The sequence below is a fragment of the Enterobacter sp. SORGH_AS_0287 genome (assembly GCF_031453695.1).
Classification (GTDB): Bacteria; Pseudomonadota; Gammaproteobacteria; order Enterobacterales; family Enterobacteriaceae; genus Enterobacter; species Enterobacter ludwigii.
In genome coordinates this window covers 1,404,387-1,420,035 of record NZ_JAVIZW010000001.1, presented here as the reverse complement: position 1 = coordinate 1,420,035, position 15,649 = coordinate 1,404,387, and the positions used below count along the sequence as shown (strand labels likewise).

The 15,649-nt window shown below is 54.2% G+C and carries 16 protein-coding genes and 1 pseudogene; 7 read left to right on the top strand and 10 right to left on the bottom strand.

Annotated features, from left to right (window positions below; translation table 11 throughout):
* Nucleotides 1-18: 18 nt before the first annotated feature.
* The 6 genes from dmsD to catA all read right to left on the bottom strand — a co-directional run bounded on the left by dmsD (nt 19) and on the right by catA (nt 5,903).
* Nucleotides 19-633 (bottom strand): Tat proofreading chaperone DmsD, encoded by a 615-nt coding sequence (gene dmsD, locus QE396_RS06710; RefSeq protein ID WP_020884270.1) that lies wholly within the window; start codon nt 631-633, stop codon nt 19-21.
* A gap of 42 nt (nt 634-675) precedes the next feature.
* The gene (locus QE396_RS06705) at nt 676-1,530 is read right to left on the bottom strand and encodes a dimethyl sulfoxide reductase anchor subunit family protein (protein ID WP_020884269.1); all 855 of its coding nucleotides are present in this window, start codon (nt 1,528-1,530) and stop codon (nt 676-678) included.
* A gap of 1 nt (nt 1,531) precedes the next feature.
* Nucleotides 1,532-2,149, bottom strand: a complete 618-nt coding sequence (locus QE396_RS06700) for a DMSO/selenate family reductase complex B subunit (protein WP_014169373.1) — start codon at nt 2,147-2,149, stop codon at nt 1,532-1,534.
* Nucleotides 2,150-2,159: 10 nt separating this feature from the next.
* Nucleotides 2,160-4,598, bottom strand: a complete 2,439-nt coding sequence (ynfE, locus tag QE396_RS06695) for a selenate/tellurate reductase subunit YnfE (RefSeq protein ID WP_020884268.1) — start codon at nt 4,596-4,598, stop codon at nt 2,160-2,162.
* A 145-nt stretch (nt 4,599-4,743) separates the two neighbouring features.
* Complete coding sequence (locus tag QE396_RS06690) at nt 4,744-5,037, bottom strand: DUF1161 domain-containing protein (RefSeq protein ID WP_014169881.1); 294 nt, start codon at nt 5,035-5,037, stop codon at nt 4,744-4,746.
* 167 nt (nt 5,038-5,204) lie between these two features.
* The gene (gene catA / locus QE396_RS06685; protein WP_014169882.1) at nt 5,205-5,903 is read right to left on the bottom strand and encodes a type A chloramphenicol O-acetyltransferase; all 699 of its coding nucleotides are present in this window, start codon (nt 5,901-5,903) and stop codon (nt 5,205-5,207) included.
* Between the two features lie 387 nt (nt 5,904-6,290).
* On the opposite strand from catA, the gene QE396_RS06680 reads away from it, so the two are divergent.
* Entirely contained in the window at nt 6,291-7,037 is a 747-nt protein-coding gene (locus QE396_RS06680) for a YnfC family lipoprotein (protein ID WP_032670404.1), read from the top strand.
* A gap of 16 nt (nt 7,038-7,053) precedes the next feature.
* On the opposite strand, the gene speG is transcribed toward QE396_RS06680, so the two are convergent.
* Nucleotides 7,054-7,614, bottom strand: coding sequence for a spermidine N1-acetyltransferase (speG, locus tag QE396_RS06675; protein WP_020884265.1), 561 nt, complete (start codon nt 7,612-7,614; stop codon nt 7,054-7,056).
* Nucleotides 7,614-7,958: a DUF1283 family protein gene (locus QE396_RS06670; protein WP_309950444.1), complete on the bottom strand. Its 345-nt coding sequence runs from the start codon at nt 7,956-7,958 to the stop codon at nt 7,614-7,616. Before QE396_RS06670 ends, speG begins: the two co-directional genes overlap by 1 nt.
* A 152-nt stretch (nt 7,959-8,110) precedes the next feature.
* Here QE396_RS06670 and QE396_RS06665 point away from each other — a divergent pair, with 152 nt between their 5' ends.
* From QE396_RS06665 to QE396_RS06645, 5 genes and pseudogenes are all read left to right on the top strand, one after another.
* Nucleotides 8,111-8,437, top strand: a complete 327-nt coding sequence (locus QE396_RS06665; protein ID WP_032670475.1) for a YnfA family protein — start codon at nt 8,111-8,113, stop codon at nt 8,435-8,437.
* 113 nt (nt 8,438-8,550) lie between these two features.
* Nucleotides 8,551-9,765, top strand: a complete 1,215-nt coding sequence (gene rspA, locus QE396_RS06660) for a starvation-sensing protein RspA (protein ID WP_020884262.1) — start codon at nt 8,551-8,553, stop codon at nt 9,763-9,765.
* Between the two features lie 14 nt (nt 9,766-9,779).
* Nucleotides 9,780-10,799 (top strand): Zn-dependent oxidoreductase, encoded by a 1,020-nt coding sequence (locus QE396_RS06655; protein ID WP_020884261.1) that lies wholly within the window; start codon nt 9,780-9,782, stop codon nt 10,797-10,799.
* Nucleotides 10,800-10,872: 73 nt separating this feature from the next.
* Nucleotides 10,873-12,252: an MFS transporter gene (locus QE396_RS06650; protein ID WP_014169890.1), complete on the top strand. Its 1,380-nt coding sequence runs from the start codon at nt 10,873-10,875 to the stop codon at nt 12,250-12,252.
* Between the two features lie 220 nt (nt 12,253-12,472).
* Nucleotides 12,473-13,937, top strand: a pseudogene (locus QE396_RS06645) (mannitol dehydrogenase family protein).
* A gap of 43 nt (nt 13,938-13,980) precedes the next feature.
* Here the strand turns inward: QE396_RS06645 and ydfZ are convergent.
* Nucleotides 13,981-14,184 carry a putative selenium delivery protein YdfZ gene (ydfZ, locus tag QE396_RS06640; protein WP_013096785.1) on the bottom strand — a complete coding sequence of 68 codons (204 nt, stop codon included), beginning with the start codon at nt 14,182-14,184 and terminating at the stop codon, nt 13,981-13,983.
* A 289-nt stretch (nt 14,185-14,473) separates the two neighbouring features.
* On the opposite strand from ydfZ, the gene QE396_RS06635 reads away from it, so the two are divergent.
* Nucleotides 14,474-14,905, top strand: a complete 432-nt coding sequence (locus tag QE396_RS06635) for a universal stress protein (protein WP_014169892.1) — start codon at nt 14,474-14,476, stop codon at nt 14,903-14,905.
* Between the two features lie 35 nt (nt 14,906-14,940).
* Here QE396_RS06635 and QE396_RS06630 read toward each other — a convergent pair whose 3' ends face one another.
* The gene (locus tag QE396_RS06630; protein WP_014169893.1) at nt 14,941-15,627 is read right to left on the bottom strand and encodes a GntR family transcriptional regulator; all 687 of its coding nucleotides are present in this window, start codon (nt 15,625-15,627) and stop codon (nt 14,941-14,943) included.
* Nucleotides 15,628-15,649: the final 22 nt, after the last annotated feature.

The window sequence follows — 15,649 nt, the reverse complement described above, 5'->3', positions numbered from 1 at the left end:
GCAAGCCAGGTGCTGGCGTTAGCGGTAGAGCGTTTTTTCCGCGACCGGAATAATTAACGTGTCCTGCCAGTCCGCGAGCGTCAGCTGTGCGAGTTTGCCCAGTGCGGTGTAGAACGGGTGCCCGGCGTTTTCAACAAACACGGACAGGAAGCGGGTACTCCACGGCAGCAGGTGCCACGCCAGAAGCTGGTCGCGTTCAGCGTCGCGGCCATTTTCTGCCAGCCACGCGGCCAGTAACAGCAGGGTACCGATGTGATCTTCCGGTTCGTTCTGCTTCATCTCGAAGGCAATGTTGTTTTCACGCATCCACTGGCGCAGCGCGAGGGTGGAGTCGCCGAAGAGCACGGATTCCCGATCCAGCCAGACGGAACCCCATGGCGGTGACGGCAGTGCGTAAGGGCCAATAAACAGACGTTGCCAGGCATCTTTTAACGCTTCATCGGATGGCGTTTTGAACGCATCTGCAACGGGCTGCAGCGTTTCCGGCGCCAGCGGCCAGTCCTGAATCCAGTCGCCTGCGGTGAGCGCCTGCACCAGCGGCGCAGTCTGCTCGCTATCCGGAGCAAAATAAAACAGCGCGCCCAGTACCCGGGCGCTGAACGCGAACGAATCACGCTGTGAGACTTCTTTCATGAGTACCTTCCTTGCTCGCGCGGAGTAGCCCGCGCGACTGTGTTAACCCGCAATCGCCATACCTGCGGTCATGTGCAGACCATAGAAAAGACCACGGCCAATCAGTTCACCCACGACGACCAGTATCACGCCTGCAAAAAGAGCGAGGGCTTTAGGCTCCTGCCGACGCATCAGCGGGCACAACCAGCAGCCGAGTCCGGCGGCAAGCAGTACGATACGCCAGATTTGCAGTGCGCCATAGTCAGGCAGCAGGGCACTCGCCTGTTGAACGGAACTGTGGATTGTCGCCAGGTCATTGCTCTGCAGCACGATGACCGCCACGCAGGCCAGGAGTGCCAGCACGCTGACAGAGGCCGCGAATGTGCTTTTATATGTCGTGTTTGCCACGCGCAGCAACAGGGCTGCAAACAGCGGCCCTCCCAATACCAGCGTCAGGAAAAAGGCCAGCGTGGTGTAACCCGTGTACCAGGTCGGTACGGTATCAATTTGATAAACCCGGGTCATCGCCCAGACAAAGACAACGCCCAGGATCTGGCTAACGACCAGCCAGATTTTACCCAGTGCCGGGGGCATTTTACCGATAACGGATACCAGCCACCAGAAACCGCCAACGGCAAAGAAAATGGATCCCGCGGCAATTTCGTTACTGAGCGCCGAAGCACCCACGCGGTTGAGCGAGTTAAAGGCCCGGAGCGGGGAGCCAAGGTGCAGCACGGACGCCAAAAATCCGATGCCCATCACCAGCCACAGAAAGAACATACTGCGGACAAGGCGTGTTTTCACCGCGTCGTCTTTTTCAGTAAGCCAGACGAGCCCCATAACGATCAATGCCCCGGCGACGCACTGTCCGAAGACGGTGAAGATCACCAGCGGCCATTCATGCCATCCACTTCCCATCTCACACCTCTTTCGGGTTTGCCAGGTAGCCGGTGGTATCCCCTGTCGGGCGGCTGTTGGCGTTAGGTTTAATCACGATGCTTGGCTTCGTGAAGTGCGCGGACGGCAGCGGCGCGACGGCTGCCAGCTGACCATGTTTTTTACGCAACTCGTCGATAGGACCGAAATCCAGCGCACGCAGCGGGCAGGATTCCACGCAGATCGGCTTTTTGCCGTCTGCCACGCGGGTGTGGCAGCCGTCGCACTTGGTCATATGCCCTTTGGCGGCGTTGTACTGCGGGGCACCGTACGGACAGGCCATGTGGCAGTAGCGACAGCCGATGCAGACATCTTCATCCACCACCACAAACCCGTCGTCACGCTTGTGCATCGCCCCGCTCGGGCAGACCTTGGTGCAGGCCGGGTCTTCGCAGTGGTTGCAGGCAATCGACAGGTAGTAGGCAAACACGTTCTGGTGCCAGACACCGTTGTCTTCCTGCCAGTCACCGCCCGCGTATTCGTAAATACGGCGGAAGCTGACGTCCGGGGTTAAATCTTTGTAATCCTTGCAGGCGAGCTCGCAGGTTTTGCACCCGGTGCAGCGGCTGGAATCAATAAAAAATCCATACTGAGTGGTCATCACTTACTCCTTACGCCTTCTCGATCTGCACCAGATTGGTGTGCTGCGGGTTACCTTTGGCCAGCGGTGACGGGCGGTGCGTGGTCAGGGTGTTGATGCATGAACCGTGGTCGACACGATCGCCGTTCATATTGGCGTCATGCCAGGCTCCCTGGCCCATCGCGCTCACGCCGGGCATGATGCGTGGTGTGACTTTCGCTTCGATGCGCACCTCGCCGCGATCGTTAAACACGCGCACCGTATCGCCATTTTTGATGCCGCGTTGCGCCGCGTCCACGGGGTTAAGCCAGACCTCCTGACGGCAGGCGGCTTTCAGCACGTCGACATTGCCGTAGCTGGAATGGGTGCGAGCTTTGAAGTGGAAGCCGAAGAGCTGCAGCGGGAATTTATGGCGTTCCGGGGCGTCCCAGCCGTCGAAGGTCGAGGCGTAGACCGGCAGCGGGCTGATGGTTTCGTCGTCGGCGAGCTCCCAGGTAGCCGCAATCTCTGCCAGCTTGCTGGAGTAAATTTCAATCTTGCCCGAGGGGGTGTTGAGCGGATAAGCCTGCGGATCATCGCGGAATTTTTTATAGGCCACGAAGTGCCCGGCCGGATCTTTACGCTTATAAATACCCCTCTCTTTCAGTTCGTCATAGGACGGCAACTGCGGATCTTTGTCGAGCATTTTGGCATACAGATACTGCAGCCACTGCGCCTGGGTACGTCCTTCGGTAAATCGCTGATGAATATCCGGGCCGAGGCGTTTCGCCACTTCACTCATGATCCAGTAGATCGGTTTGCGCTCAAACTTAGGTGCGGTCACGGGCTGAAGGAAAATCAGGTAGCCCATGTTGCCTGCATAATCGTTAGGAATAATGTCTTCCTGCTCAACGGTCATTAAATCGGGCAGCAGGATGTCAGCATATTTCGCCGACGAGGTCATAAAGTTGTCGATCACCACGATGGTTTCGCATTTACTCTCGTCCTGCAGAATATCGTGGGTTTTGTTGATGTCGGAATGCTGGTTGATGATGGTGTTGCCGGCGTAGTTCCAGACGAATTTGATCGGCACATCCAGCTTCTCTTTTCCCCGCACGCCGTCGCGCAGGGCGGTCATTTCGGGTCCGCGCGCGATGGCGTCGGTCCAGCTAAAGCATGAGATTTGCGTTTTCACCGGGTTATCCGGCAGTGGCATACGCTCAATGGTGATCGTGTAGGTCGATTCACGTGCGCCGCTGTTACCGCCGTTGATACCGACGTTTCCGGTCAAAATCGGCAACATGGCAATGGCGCGGGAGGTCAGCTCGCCGTTGGCCTGGCGCTGGGGACCCCAGCCCTGGCAGATGTAGGCCGGTTTGGTACTGCCAATTTCCCGTGCAAGCTTGATGATGCGATCGGCCGGTATGCCTGTGATGCGCGAGGCCCATTCCGGCGTTTTGGCGGTGGCATCATCACCCTGACCGAGAATATACGCTTTGTAATGCCCCTTAGCAGGTGCACCTTCCGGCAGCGTTTTTTCGTCATAGCCGACGCAGTACGTGTCGAGGAACGGCTGATCGACAAGGTTTTCGTCGATCAGTACCCAGGCGATACCCGCGACCAGCGCGGCGTCCGTCCCCGGGCGAATCGGGATCCACTCGTCTTCGCGCCCGGCGGCGGTGTCGGTATACCGCGGATCGATGACGATCATGCGCGCGTGAGAGCGCTCGCGGGCCTGCTCGAGATAATAGGTTATCCCGCCGCCGCTCATTCGCGTCTCTGCCGGGTTATTGCCGAACATCACCACCAGCTTCGTGTTTTCAATATCCGAGGTGCTGTTGCCGTCGTTGCTGCCGTAGGTATAGGGCATTGCACAGGCTATTTGCGCGGTGCTGTAAGTGCCATAGTGGCTTAAAAAGCCGCCGTAGCAGTTCATCAGACGCGCGACCAGCGAAGCATAAGGGGAGGAGCGGGTGATATTGCCGCCCACAATGCCGGAGGAGTAGTTAATGTAGACCGCTTCGTTGCCGTATTTTTCGACGACATCTTTCAGGCTGCGGGTAAGGGTGTCCAGGGCTTCATCCCATGAGATACGCTCAAATTTACCTTCACCGCGTTTCCCTACGCGCTTCATGGGGTAGTTCAGACGATCGGGGTGATTGATCCGACGGCGAATAGAACGCCCGCGCAGGCAGGCGCGAACCTGATGATTACCATAAATATCCTCACCGGTGTTATCCGTTTCGACCCAGTAAACTTCTTCATCACGGACGTGAAGGCGCAGCGCACAACGGCTCCCGCAGTTGACCGAGCAGGCACCCCAGACCACTTTGTCTTCAGCGGGCTTTACGGCGTTTTGTACCGCGGCAGCGGCGCTTTTGAGGCCAAAAGGCAGTGAAATCCCCCCGGCGGCAAGTGCCAGAGAGCCTATTGCAGTGGATTTAACCAACGTTCGACGGCTGATCCCGCCGTGATTATCGACATCGGACATAACTCACCCCATCATTTTAATTGCGTATTATTTTCGCCCGTGATTACAACCGGGCTAATGATGGGGTGAATGTTACTTATTTGGAGGTATTAAATATTAATCCTCATCAAGTCAAAGGGAATTGGCCGCGAGAAAGTGATTAAAATCACTGAGGTTCGCCCTGACCATTATCCTGCATCCCTGATGCGGCACCGCTACCGGTGCGGGTATAGAGAATTTTAAAAGTATCGTTCGCACAATGACCGACTACCTGTGCATCCGGCTGGTCAGCCTGATCGTTTGGCACAATATTTAACGTAAAGCCGGACTCGGGCACGCCGTTATTGATGATTTTCTGCTGAATATCGCTTTTTACGCGCTCGCAGGAATCCGGGGCAGCCAGAGCCGCTGTAGAAGCGCTCATTAACAGCAGGGCGGTAATCCAGGGTAACCGTTTCATCTGTAGCTCCTTTTCTCTGTGTGTCGGTTAAGCTTAGCAGGGTTCGTGTAAGCTTTTGTTATTGGGGATAACTTTCTGAACAATCTTATACAGGCTTCCTGCGCTCATTTTCCCCAATTTCCATCAACACGTCCTGCGGGCGGTTATACCCGCCCGGCATCGCGACGCTAAGCGCGGTGCGTTTTGCTCTGCACCTGTCGTTCGCCGGAGTGATGCCGTAAGTCATCACACATCGCCTGTAACTCATTGAACAATCTTGCCACATGGAAACCATCGCACACGGAATGATGGACCTGCACGGCGAGGGGCAACAATACTTTTCCACCCTGGTTGACGTATTTCCCCATAGTGAACATGGGGGCAAAAAAGTTCTGCATATTGGCTACGTTGATATTAAAACTGGTAAAACTTGACCAGGGGATCGCCGACACAAAAAATACATTTTCCCGCGACTCTTCCTTCGGCCAATAAGAAAGGGTATTACCATAGCGAGCAACATCTTCCGAATAAACGTTCTGGAAATGATCAATATTGCCATCGAAGTGACTCCATAAAGAAGAAAAGGTCTCCGTTTCATTATGGAAAATGGTATAGCTTGGATGAATTTCATTCCATATGACAAGTTCATTGTTCTTCATGGCCATACGGAATTCCGAATGGTTGTTGACGATTTTAGAAAGGAGGGAAATCATCGTCGGATAAAATTTCCAGCCCAGTTCTTTTATATCCTTGAGCAATGCGGTGATGTCTATTTGAACAGTTTGATTAAATGTAGATTGAGCAAAGGACTGAAATACCTCGAAATGTTCTTTTCTGGCCCAACGTGATAAGTCAACAGGCGTATATTCAGGGATTGTTTTTTTCATTTTTTTAACCTTTGATGAGCAATCAAAAATCAGCGTTTTGCCTACGTTTTTTCATGAATAAAGAAAGCATAGAGATTCCAGGCGGTTTTGGACGCGAACGCATTTGTGAGGGTAGCGCATCCTTATAGAGGAAGAAAGAGGATGGTAAACATTTAATATATCAAAGAAAAAAGTTAGATGGCGCAATCTGCCGGCGTTTTCATGTTGTTAATATGTCACAGAATATCCGTCATGCGCTCAAAGCAGGTGTGTTTCCTGTTCAACAGCAGGCACAGCGCCTTCTCATTCTGGCGTGGTTTTGCAGAGGGTAAGAGAGATTAATGCATTGATTGTACGCCTCTTTTCGCCTGACATTTTGCTATCGTGTGAACAATGGTATTTGCTAATATGATCGGGAATACTCTCCCTGATTCGGTAAATGATGTGAAGAACTACGCAGCGATAACGCTACTGGCAGCAACACTGGTGGGGTGCGACAACCCTTCCGCGCCGCTGTCGTTTACGCCCGAGATGGCGAGCTTCTCCAATGAATTTGATTTTGACCCTCTGCGCGGCCCGGTAAAAGACTTTACCCAGACACTGTTCAACGACAAAGGTGAAGTCTCCAAACGGGTAACCGGTACGATGTCGACGGAAGGGTGTTTCGATACCCTCGAACTGCACGACCTCGAGGCCAATACCGGCGTGGCGCTGGTACTGGATGCTAATTACTACCTTGATGCGGAAACCCAGCAGCGAAAAGTGAAACTGCAGGGGAAATGCCAGCTGGCTGAATTGCCGTCGGCGGGCGTAACGTGGGATACCGACGATAACGGGTTTGTGGTGGCGGCGCACGGCAAAGAGATGGAAGTGAAGTACCGCTATGATGCGGATGGCTATCCGCTGGGGAAAACCACCGTCTCCGGGGACCAGCATTTATCCGTCCAGTCGACGCCGTCTAAAGATCTTCGCAAAAGAATGGATTACTCCGCCGTGAGCATGCTGAATGACAAGCCGCTGGGCAACGTCAATCAGAGCTGCGATTACGATCGACACAATAATCCGGTGAGTTGCGATCTGACAATCACCGACAACAGCGTGAAGCCCGCTGTTGAGCGCAAGTACACCATTAAGAACAGTATTGAATACTACTGAGAAAAAGCCGCGCAGGTTACTGCGCGGTGGGTTTCAGCAGGCTGGCGCCTGACGGTTTGTGTCCGGCCAGGTGCTGATGCTGGAAGATGCACATGCGAATGGTGTTGCGGTATTCACCGTTGATAAAGAACTCGTGAACCAGTTCGCCTTCCACCATAAAGCCCAGCTTGCGGTAGATATGGATTGCTTTCTCGTTCTCTTTATCCACGATGAGATAAAGCTTGTAGAGATTCAGGACGTTGAATCCGTAATCCATCGCCAGCTTCGCCGCCCGCGTGGCAAGACCTTTCCCCTGATGCTCAGGTGAAATGATAATCTGGAATTCTGCCCGACGATGAACGTGGTTGATCTCAACCAGTTCCACCAGACCGGCTTTTTCACCTTCACACTCCACGACAAAACGGCGTTCGCTCTGATCGTGAATGTGCTTATCGTAGAGATCCGACAGCTCAACAAACGCCTCGTAAGGCTCTTCGAACCAGTAGCGCATCACGCTGGCGTTATTGTCGAGCTGGTGGACGAAGCGCAGGTCTTCACGCTCCAGCGGGCGTAGCTTTACGTCACACTGCACTGACATTATGGCGCTACCGTGCGGCCAGTACGACGATCCAGGACAGGGCAGCGCAGGGTATTTGGCTCCCAGTAGGCGTTAACGTTGGCACTTTGCTGACACTTATCGCGCGCGTCGAAAGCGACATCTTCTTTGTCCCACTCTTTTTCAACACGTTTGTTCACCTTCTGGCGAAGGCTACGGGTGTCATTCCATTGTTCTTTGTCCATCGCGGCGTTCTGACGGCTTTGCGCGCTGTCACCAGACTCAATAATGAGTTTGCTGGTTTCCGCGGTGGCAGAGGCGGCAAAGGCGAACGATGACAGCGCCAGCAGGGCTGTCAGACAAAGGCGTTTGCTTAATGTAGTCATAGCGTTTCCTTTTAAATGGGCGCAGATAATTAAGTTATCCCGTTCAGATTCTACACCAAAGAGAAATAACGGCATACCCGCGGCACGGGTATGGAAAAGTAAACGATATCATCAGGTATGATGTCTAAATAAATCATCACATGACCGTAAATATGCTCAAAACCACTCTGCTTTTTTTTGCCACCGCGCTGTGTGAAATCATCGGCTGCTTCCTTCCGTGGCTCTGGCTGAAGAAGGGGGCAACCGTCTTCCTGCTGATCCCGGCGGGCATTGCGCTGGTCCTGTTTGTCTGGCTGTTGACGCTGCACCCGGCGGCCAGCGGGCGCGTCTACGCCGCTTATGGGGGCGTTTATGTCTGTACCGCGCTGCTGTGGTTACGCGTGGTTGATGGTGTGAAGCTCAGCGCGTATGACTGGGCCGGGGCGCTGGTTGCGCTGTGCGGCATGTTGATTATTGTTGCCGGATGGGGGCGCGCCTGAGCGCCCGATTTTTTTGTGACCTTTCGCTGATTTTATGATCATTATACTTGTATGGTAGTAGTGCAGAAGAGTAAGTTTCCAGCATCACAATGAGCGATGTAAGGAAATGGATTATGAAGATTGTCGGGGCTGAAGTCTTTGTTACCTGCCCGGGGCGTAACTTTGTCACCCTTAAAATTACCACCGACGAGGGCATCGTCGGGCTGGGTGATGCCACCCTCAACGGACGTGAACTTTCGGTGGCCTCTTATCTGAAAGATCACCTTTGCCCGCAATTGATCGGCCGTGATGCGCACCGCATTGAGGATATCTGGCAGTTCTTCTATAAAGGCGCCTACTGGCGTCGTGGTCCGGTCACCATGTCGGCCATTTCCGCCGTGGATATGGCACTGTGGGATATCAAAGCCAAAGCGGCCAATATGCCGCTCTACCAGCTGCTGGGCGGCGCATCCCGGGAAGGGGTGATGGTCTATTGTCATACCACCGGACACTCCATTGATGACGTGCTGGAAGATTACGCCCGGCATAAAGAGATGGGCTTTAAGGCGATCCGCGTTCAGTGCGGCGTGCCGGGTATGAAAACCACCTATGGCATGTCGAAAGGAAAAGGGCTGGCCTACGAGCCCGCCACTAAAGGTGACTGGCCGGAAGAGCAGCTCTGGTCCACCGAAAAATACCTCGATTTCACACCGAAGCTGTTCGATGCGGTGCGCAGTAAATTTGGCTTTAATGAGCATCTTTTGCACGACATGCACCACCGTTTGACCCCGATTGAGGCGGCGCGATTCGGTAAGAGCATTGAAGCATTCCGTATGTTCTGGATGGAAGATCCTACGCCTGCGGAAAACCAGGCCTGCTTCCGTCTGATCCGTCAGCACACGGTCACGCCGATTGCGGTTGGAGAAGTGTTTAACAGTATCTGGGACTGCAAGCAGCTTATTGAAGAGCAGCTTATCGACTATATCCGCACCACCATTACCCACGCGGGCGGCATCACCGGCATGCGGCGCATCGCGGACTTCGCCTCGCTTTATCAGGTGCGTACCGGCTCACATGGACCGTCGGATCTGTCGCCTGTTTGCCACGCCGCCGCGCTGCATTTTGACCTGTGGGTGCCAAACTTTGGTGTACAGGAATATATGGGTTACTCCGAACAGATGCTGGAGGTCTTCCCGCACAGCTGGCGCTTTGATAATGGCTATATGCATCCGGGCGACAAACCCGGGCTGGGCATTGAATTTGACGAAAAACTGGCGGCGAAATACCCGTACGATCCTGCCTATCTTCCGGTTGCCCGTCTCGAAGATGGCACGTTGTGGAACTGGTAAACGAGGAGCGAACGATGAAAAGCGTAGTGATTCAACAACCCAACGCACTGGTGATTGAAGATCGTCCACTCCCGGAACCCGCGGCAGGTGAAGTGCGCGTCAACGTCAAACTGGCCGGTATTTGCGGTTCAGACAGCCATATTTACCGCGGGCATAATCCGTTTGCCCGATACCCGCGCGTGATTGGCCATGAATTTTTTGGTGAGATTGATGCCGTTGGTGAGGGAGTTGACCCGGCCCGCGTGGGCGAGCGCGTCTCGGTTGACCCGGTGATCAGCTGCGGACACTGCTATCCGTGCTCCGTGGGCAAACCCAATGTCTGTACTTCTCTGGTGGTGCTGGGCGTTCATCGCGACGGAGGCTTTAGTGAGTATGCCGTCGTACCGGCAAAAAATGCCTGGGTTGTTCCGGACGCTATTCCAGATAAACACGCGGTAATGATCGAGCCGTTCACGATTGCCGCTAACGTGACGGGCCACGCACAACCCACCGGGCAGGATATCGCCCTGATCTACGGCGCAGGCCCCATGGGCCTTGTCACCCTCCAGGCGCTGAAAGGTGTCTATAAGGTGAAGCAGGTTATCGTTGTCGATCGGATCAATGAACGGCTGGCGATGGCGCAACGCAGCGGCGCGGACTGGGTGTTCAACAACGCGGAGCTGTCGTTACAGGCGGCGCTGGAAGAAAAAGGGATCAAACCAACGCTTATTATTGACGCAGCCTGTCATCCGACAATTTTACAGGAAGCCATCACCATTGCCTCTCCGGCGGCACGCATCGTGCTGATGGGGTTTTCCAGCGACCCAAGCCAGATTGTTCAGCAGGGGATCACCGGAAAAGAGCTGGCGATATTCTCATCACGGCTGAATGCCAACAAATTCCCCGTCGTCATCGACTGGCTGGAAAAGGGGCTGATCGACCCGGACAAACTGATCACCCACACTTTTGACTATCACCACGTAACAGACGCCATCGAACGGTTTGAAAAAGATCAGCGGCAGTGCTGCAAAGTCTTACTCACGTTCGGGCAATAATAATTCACGCGGTTAAGAGCCTGCGCAGACAGGCTCTGAGTGGTACGCATCTTACCTTGCAGAGATAGCCATTATGACGCAAACACAACCACAAAGAACGACTTCAGATCTGGTGAAAGCTGCCGTTTCCGGCTGGCTGGGTACCGCACTGGAGTTTATGGATTTCCAGCTCTATTCGCTGGGGGCCGCCCTGGTATTCCATGAGATCTTCTTCCCGGAACAATCGGCCGCAATGGCGCTGATTCTGGCGATGGGGACGTACGGCGCAGGCTATATCGCGCGCATTGTCGGCGCCTTTATCTTCGGGCGAATGGGCGACAGCATTGGCCGTAAAAAGGTGCTGTTTATCACCATTACTATGATGGGGATCTGCACGACCCTGATCGGGGTCTTGCCGACCTACGCGCAGATTGGGATTTTCGCGCCCGTCCTGTTAGTGACGCTGCGTATCATCCAGGGGCTGGGGGCAGGGGCTGAAATCTCCGGCGCCGGGACCATGCTGGCGGAGTACGCCCCTAAAGGGAAACGCGGCATTATCTCCTCGCTGGTGGCGATGGGCACCAACTGCGGGACGCTAAGTGCAACGGCTATCTGGGCAATTATGTTCTTCGCCCTCGACCGCGAACAGTTGGTTGCCTGGGGCTGGCGTGTCCCGTTTCTTGCCAGCGTGGTGGTAATGATCTTCGCCATCTGGCTGCGAATGAACCTCAAGGAGAGCCCGGTATTTGAAAAAGTGAACGAGGCTGAGACAACCGCACCGGTGACAAAACATGATTTATCATTTGCAGCGATGGTGAAGAGTAAGTCCTTCTGGCTGGCAACCGGGCTGCGTTTTGGTCAGGCGGGGAATTCGGGTCTGATCCAGACGTTTCTTGCCGGGTATCTGGTTCAGACGCTGCTGTTCGATAAAGCGATCCCCACCGATGCGCTGATGATAAGCTCAATCCTCGGGTTTATCTCTATCCCGCTGTTGGGCTGGCTCTCCGATAAAGTAGGGCGTCGTCTGCCGTACATTCTGCTCAATATCTCCGCCATTATTCTGGCGTACCCGATGCTGTCGATTATCGTTGATAAGAGCTATGCGCCGGGTGTGATCATGCTTTCCATCATCGTTATCCATAATTTCGCCGTACTGGGACTGTTCGCCCTGGAAAACATCACGATGGCGGAGATGTTTGGCTCGCGTAACCGCTTTACCCGGATGGCTATCTCAAAAGAGGCGGGCGGGCTGGTGGCGGTAGGCTTCGGGCCAGTGCTCGCCGGGATCTTCTGCAATATGACCGGTTCCTGGTGGCCAATTGTCGCCATGATGATCGCCTACTCCGTGATTGGGCTGATCGCCGCCATCTGCATGCCAGAGGTCTGCGATCGTGATTTGAGCGTGGCGGAAGATGCGGCGGAGGGGCCGGCACGTGATTCCGTTGGCTATGGGGCGGTTTCATCGCGGCGGTAATGGTTTATATCTTTAGTGACCTGTCACACAACTTTATGTTCATGTCACACCACATGCGTAAAAGTTAATATAAATCAAAATCTCAAACTGCAGGATCAGTATGGTTAATGGCAGTTCTTTTTTACCCCGACTGCCATTCTAGTTGGTGTAGTCAGCAGGCGCTGCTGCTCATATAGAGCGGCAGCGAATCCCAGCGTACATAACTTAACGAGTCTTAATCATGGAAAACCGGTTATTACAGGCGAAAGCGACGCTTCCTCAGTACGATCGCGATCGCCTCAAGGCACGCATTGTTCATTTAGGGTTTGGCGCATTTCACCGTGCGCATCAGGCGGTGTACGCCGACATTCTCGCCGCGGAACACAACAGCGACTGGGGTTACTGTGAGGTAAACCTGATTGGCGCGTGAACAGCAGATTGCCGATCTGAATGCACAGGATCATCTCTACAGCGTGGCGGAAATGTCTGCCGATGCGTGGACATCGCGGGTGGTGGGCGTGGTCAGGAACGCACTGCATGCACAGGTTGACGGGCTGGAACGCGTGCTGGCCGCACTGTGTGAGCCGCAGGTGGCGATTGTCTCGCTCACCATTACTGAAAAGGGATATTGCCACTCGCCGGCGACCGGGAAACTGATGCTCGATCACCCGTTAATCGCCGCCGACCTGCAAAACCCGCATCAGCCGAAATCTGCGCCGGGTGTGGTGGTGGAAGCACTCGCGCGACGCAAAGCTGTCGGGCTGCCCGCGTTTAGCGTCATGTCCTGTGACAATATGCCGGAGAACGGGCACGTCATGCGTAATGTGACCTGCGCTTATGCCCGCGCGGTTGACGGCGAGCTGGCAGACTGGATTGAATCCAGCGTCACTTTCCCGTCCACCATGGTGGATCGTATTGTTCCCGCGGTTACACCGGAGACGCTGGATAAAATTGAACAGCTGACCGGCGTTCGTGACCCGGCAGGCGTGGCGTGCGAACCGTTCCGTCAGTGGGTGATTGAGGACAACTTTGTTGCAGGCCGTCCACAGTGGGAAAAGGCCGGGGCGGAGCTGGTTTCAGACGTCATTCCGTTTGAAGAGATGAAGCTGCGCATGCTTAACGGCAGCCACTCTTTCCTCGCGTATCTTGGCTATCTGGCGGGGTACCCGCATATCAACGACTGCATGGAAGACGCGCACTACCGTACTGCCGCCCATGCGCTGATGCTGAACGAGCAGGCGCCGACCTTAAAAGTGAAAGGCGTTAATTTAGGCCACTATGCAGACCTGTTGATTGCCCGCTACAGCAACCCGGCGTTACGTCACCGTACCTGGCAAATCGCGATGGACGGCAGCCAGAAGCTCCCGCAGCGTATGCTCGATTCCGTGCGCTGGCATCTGGTGCATCAAAAAAGCTTCCCGCTGCTGGCATTAGGCATTGCAGGCTGGATGCGGTATGTCGGTGGTGTCGATGAGCAGGGCAACGCTATCGACGTGAGCGACCCGCAGCTGGCGGTCATTCAGGCGGCGGTGAAGGGAAGTGCTGAGGGCGAAGACCGGGTGAAGGCGCTGCTGGGCATTGAGGCCATTTTTGGCAAAGAACTCCCGCATGAAACCGTCTTTGTGGATGCGGTAATGCGTGCTTACCAGACGTTACTGCAAAAAGGTGCAAAAGCCACGATCGCAGAGTACGCGGCGAACTGCTAAGTCATCACATGCCGCCGCGTGCGGCGGCATGATGTCGCATGAATCAGTGCATACCCAGGCGAATTAGTTCAATCGGTTCGAACTTACCTTCGCAACCTTCCACTTCTACCGTTTTGCTGCGACGCACCTGCGCGGCATCCAGCCCTTCGCTGTGGATCGCTTTAATCACGCCGGTGTGTCCTGTGCCATTGATCATTACACGGCTGCCGGTGGTAATTGCGTTACGGTTACGGTCGTATGTCATCATGGTATTTTCTCCTCTCTCACTTATCCGTTACGGCGCTATTTCAGGTTTCACCGTTCACGGGGCACTATAAATACGCCTGTCTGCATCTCATTTTTTTGTTTTTGATCAAACTCACACTTTTTTCTCAATATTGGTGGGTGCTGACGGTTCACGACAGCAATTTACAAAGCCCACATTTATTTTCCTTTATTGATAGTTTCTGCAGGCAAGCGTTTAGGGTTTGTTTATATTCCGGCTGTCATTCTTGGAGCAGGGAATACCCCTTTCACAGGAATAAGGAGTCAGGCTTATGTATAAGAAGATTTTAATGCCTGTTGATGTATTTGAAATGGAATTGAGCGACAAAGCGGTTCGCCACGCGGCCAACCTTGCAAAGGCGGAAGGTGCGTCGATTACGCTGGTGAACATTCTCCCCAACAGCAGCCGCTCGTTGCTGCGCGGATTCAACGCCGATATCAAAAAGTTTGAAGCGTTTATGACCGCAGAATCCGGGAAGAAAATGAACGAGCTAAAAAGGCTGTTTGATCTCCCCGGGGAGAATATCCACAGCCTGGTCTGCTTTGGCAACGTGCGTGACGAAATTATCAAACTGAGCAAAGAAGGGGAATATGACGTGATCGTCATCGGGTCGAAAAACCCGAGCATCAGCACCCATCTGCTCGGTTCAAATGCGGAATCTATCCTGCGCTATGCGAGTATTCCGGTGCTGGTGGTTCGCTAATCTCTTCGCCGCAACCGAAACGGGGGCGGCGTATTTTACTCTTCGCTAAACCAGTCGCTGTTTTCCTGACGAATTAACTGTACGGATTCGCTGATTTCCTGCAGGTGCAGCGTCATCGCTTTTTCTACACCGTCCTGATCGCGTTTTTCCAGCGCACTGAAAATATCATGATGCTGTCGTAGCAACATTTCCGGTGGTGAGACGTGGTCGAGGCTCATATAGCGCACGCGGTCGATGGTGGCTTTGATGTTTTCAATCGTGTCCCATGCCAGCTGACAGTCCGCAATTTGCGCCAGCTTCTGGTGAAACTCGTCATCAAGCTGGAAGAAGTCGTTGAGCTGTTTACGGTCAATCGCAATACGCTGCTGATGCAGGTTTTGCTCCAGCAGATAGCACTGGTTATCGTCAATCAGCGATGCGGCCCGGCGCGCCACCGCGCACTCAATGGCCTGACGGACAAAACACCCGTTACGCACCTGGGAGAGCGAGATTTTGTTCACATAGCTGCCGCGCTGCGGGCGGATCTGAATCAGACCGTTTTCTGCAAGCTTGATAAACGCCTCACGCACGGGCTGGCGGGACACGTCAAACCGCACGGACACCTCTTTTTCAGAGAGCGGCGTTCCGGGTGGGATCAGGCAATGGACAATATCACGTCGCAAAATGCGATAGATTTGCTGGTTTACAGGCTGGGTAGGATTGAGTTGCGATTCAGCGGCCATGAGTTGTCATTTCTCAGAGAGT

What these genes read in the sequence shown, in the direction of transcription:
- speG (WP_020884265.1), bottom strand. Translation starts at nt 7,614, where the DNA reads ATGTCAGTGCAGTGTGACGTAAAGCTACGCCCGCTGGAGCGTGAAGAC.
- ynfE (WP_020884268.1), bottom strand. Translation starts at nt 4,598, where the DNA reads ATGTCCGATGTCGATAATCACGGCGGGATCAGCCGTCGAACGTTGGTT.
- rspA (WP_020884262.1), top strand. Translation starts at nt 8,551, where the DNA reads ATGAAGATTGTCGGGGCTGAAGTCTTTGTTACCTGCCCGGGGCGTAAC.
- QE396_RS06690 (WP_014169881.1), bottom strand. Translation starts at nt 5,037, where the DNA reads ATGAAACGGTTACCCTGGATTACCGCCCTGCTGTTAATGAGCGCTTCT.
- QE396_RS06705 (WP_020884269.1), bottom strand. Translation starts at nt 1,530, where the DNA reads ATGGGAAGTGGATGGCATGAATGGCCGCTGGTGATCTTCACCGTCTTC.
- catA (WP_014169882.1), bottom strand. Translation starts at nt 5,903, where the DNA reads ATGAAAAAAACAATCCCTGAATATACGCCTGTTGACTTATCACGTTGG.
- QE396_RS06665 (WP_032670475.1), top strand. Translation starts at nt 8,111, where the DNA reads ATGCTCAAAACCACTCTGCTTTTTTTTGCCACCGCGCTGTGTGAAATC.
- QE396_RS06670 (WP_309950444.1), bottom strand. Translation starts at nt 7,958, where the DNA reads ATGACTACATTAAGCAAACGCCTTTGTCTGACAGCCCTGCTGGCGCTG.
- ydfZ (WP_013096785.1), bottom strand. Translation starts at nt 14,184, where the DNA reads ATGATGACATACGACCGTAACCGTAACGCAATTACCACCGGCAGCCGT.
- QE396_RS06630 (WP_014169893.1), bottom strand. Translation starts at nt 15,627, where the DNA reads ATGGCCGCTGAATCGCAACTCAATCCTACCCAGCCTGTAAACCAGCAA.
- QE396_RS06635 (WP_014169892.1), top strand. Translation starts at nt 14,474, where the DNA reads ATGTATAAGAAGATTTTAATGCCTGTTGATGTATTTGAAATGGAATTG.
- QE396_RS06700 (WP_014169373.1), bottom strand. Translation starts at nt 2,149, where the DNA reads ATGACCACTCAGTATGGATTTTTTATTGATTCCAGCCGCTGCACCGGG.
- QE396_RS06680 (WP_032670404.1), top strand. Translation starts at nt 6,291, where the DNA reads ATGATCGGGAATACTCTCCCTGATTCGGTAAATGATGTGAAGAACTAC.
- QE396_RS06655 (WP_020884261.1), top strand. Translation starts at nt 9,780, where the DNA reads ATGAAAAGCGTAGTGATTCAACAACCCAACGCACTGGTGATTGAAGAT.
- QE396_RS06650 (WP_014169890.1), top strand. Translation starts at nt 10,873, where the DNA reads ATGACGCAAACACAACCACAAAGAACGACTTCAGATCTGGTGAAAGCT.
- dmsD (WP_020884270.1), bottom strand. Translation starts at nt 633, where the DNA reads ATGAAAGAAGTCTCACAGCGTGATTCGTTCGCGTTCAGCGCCCGGGTA.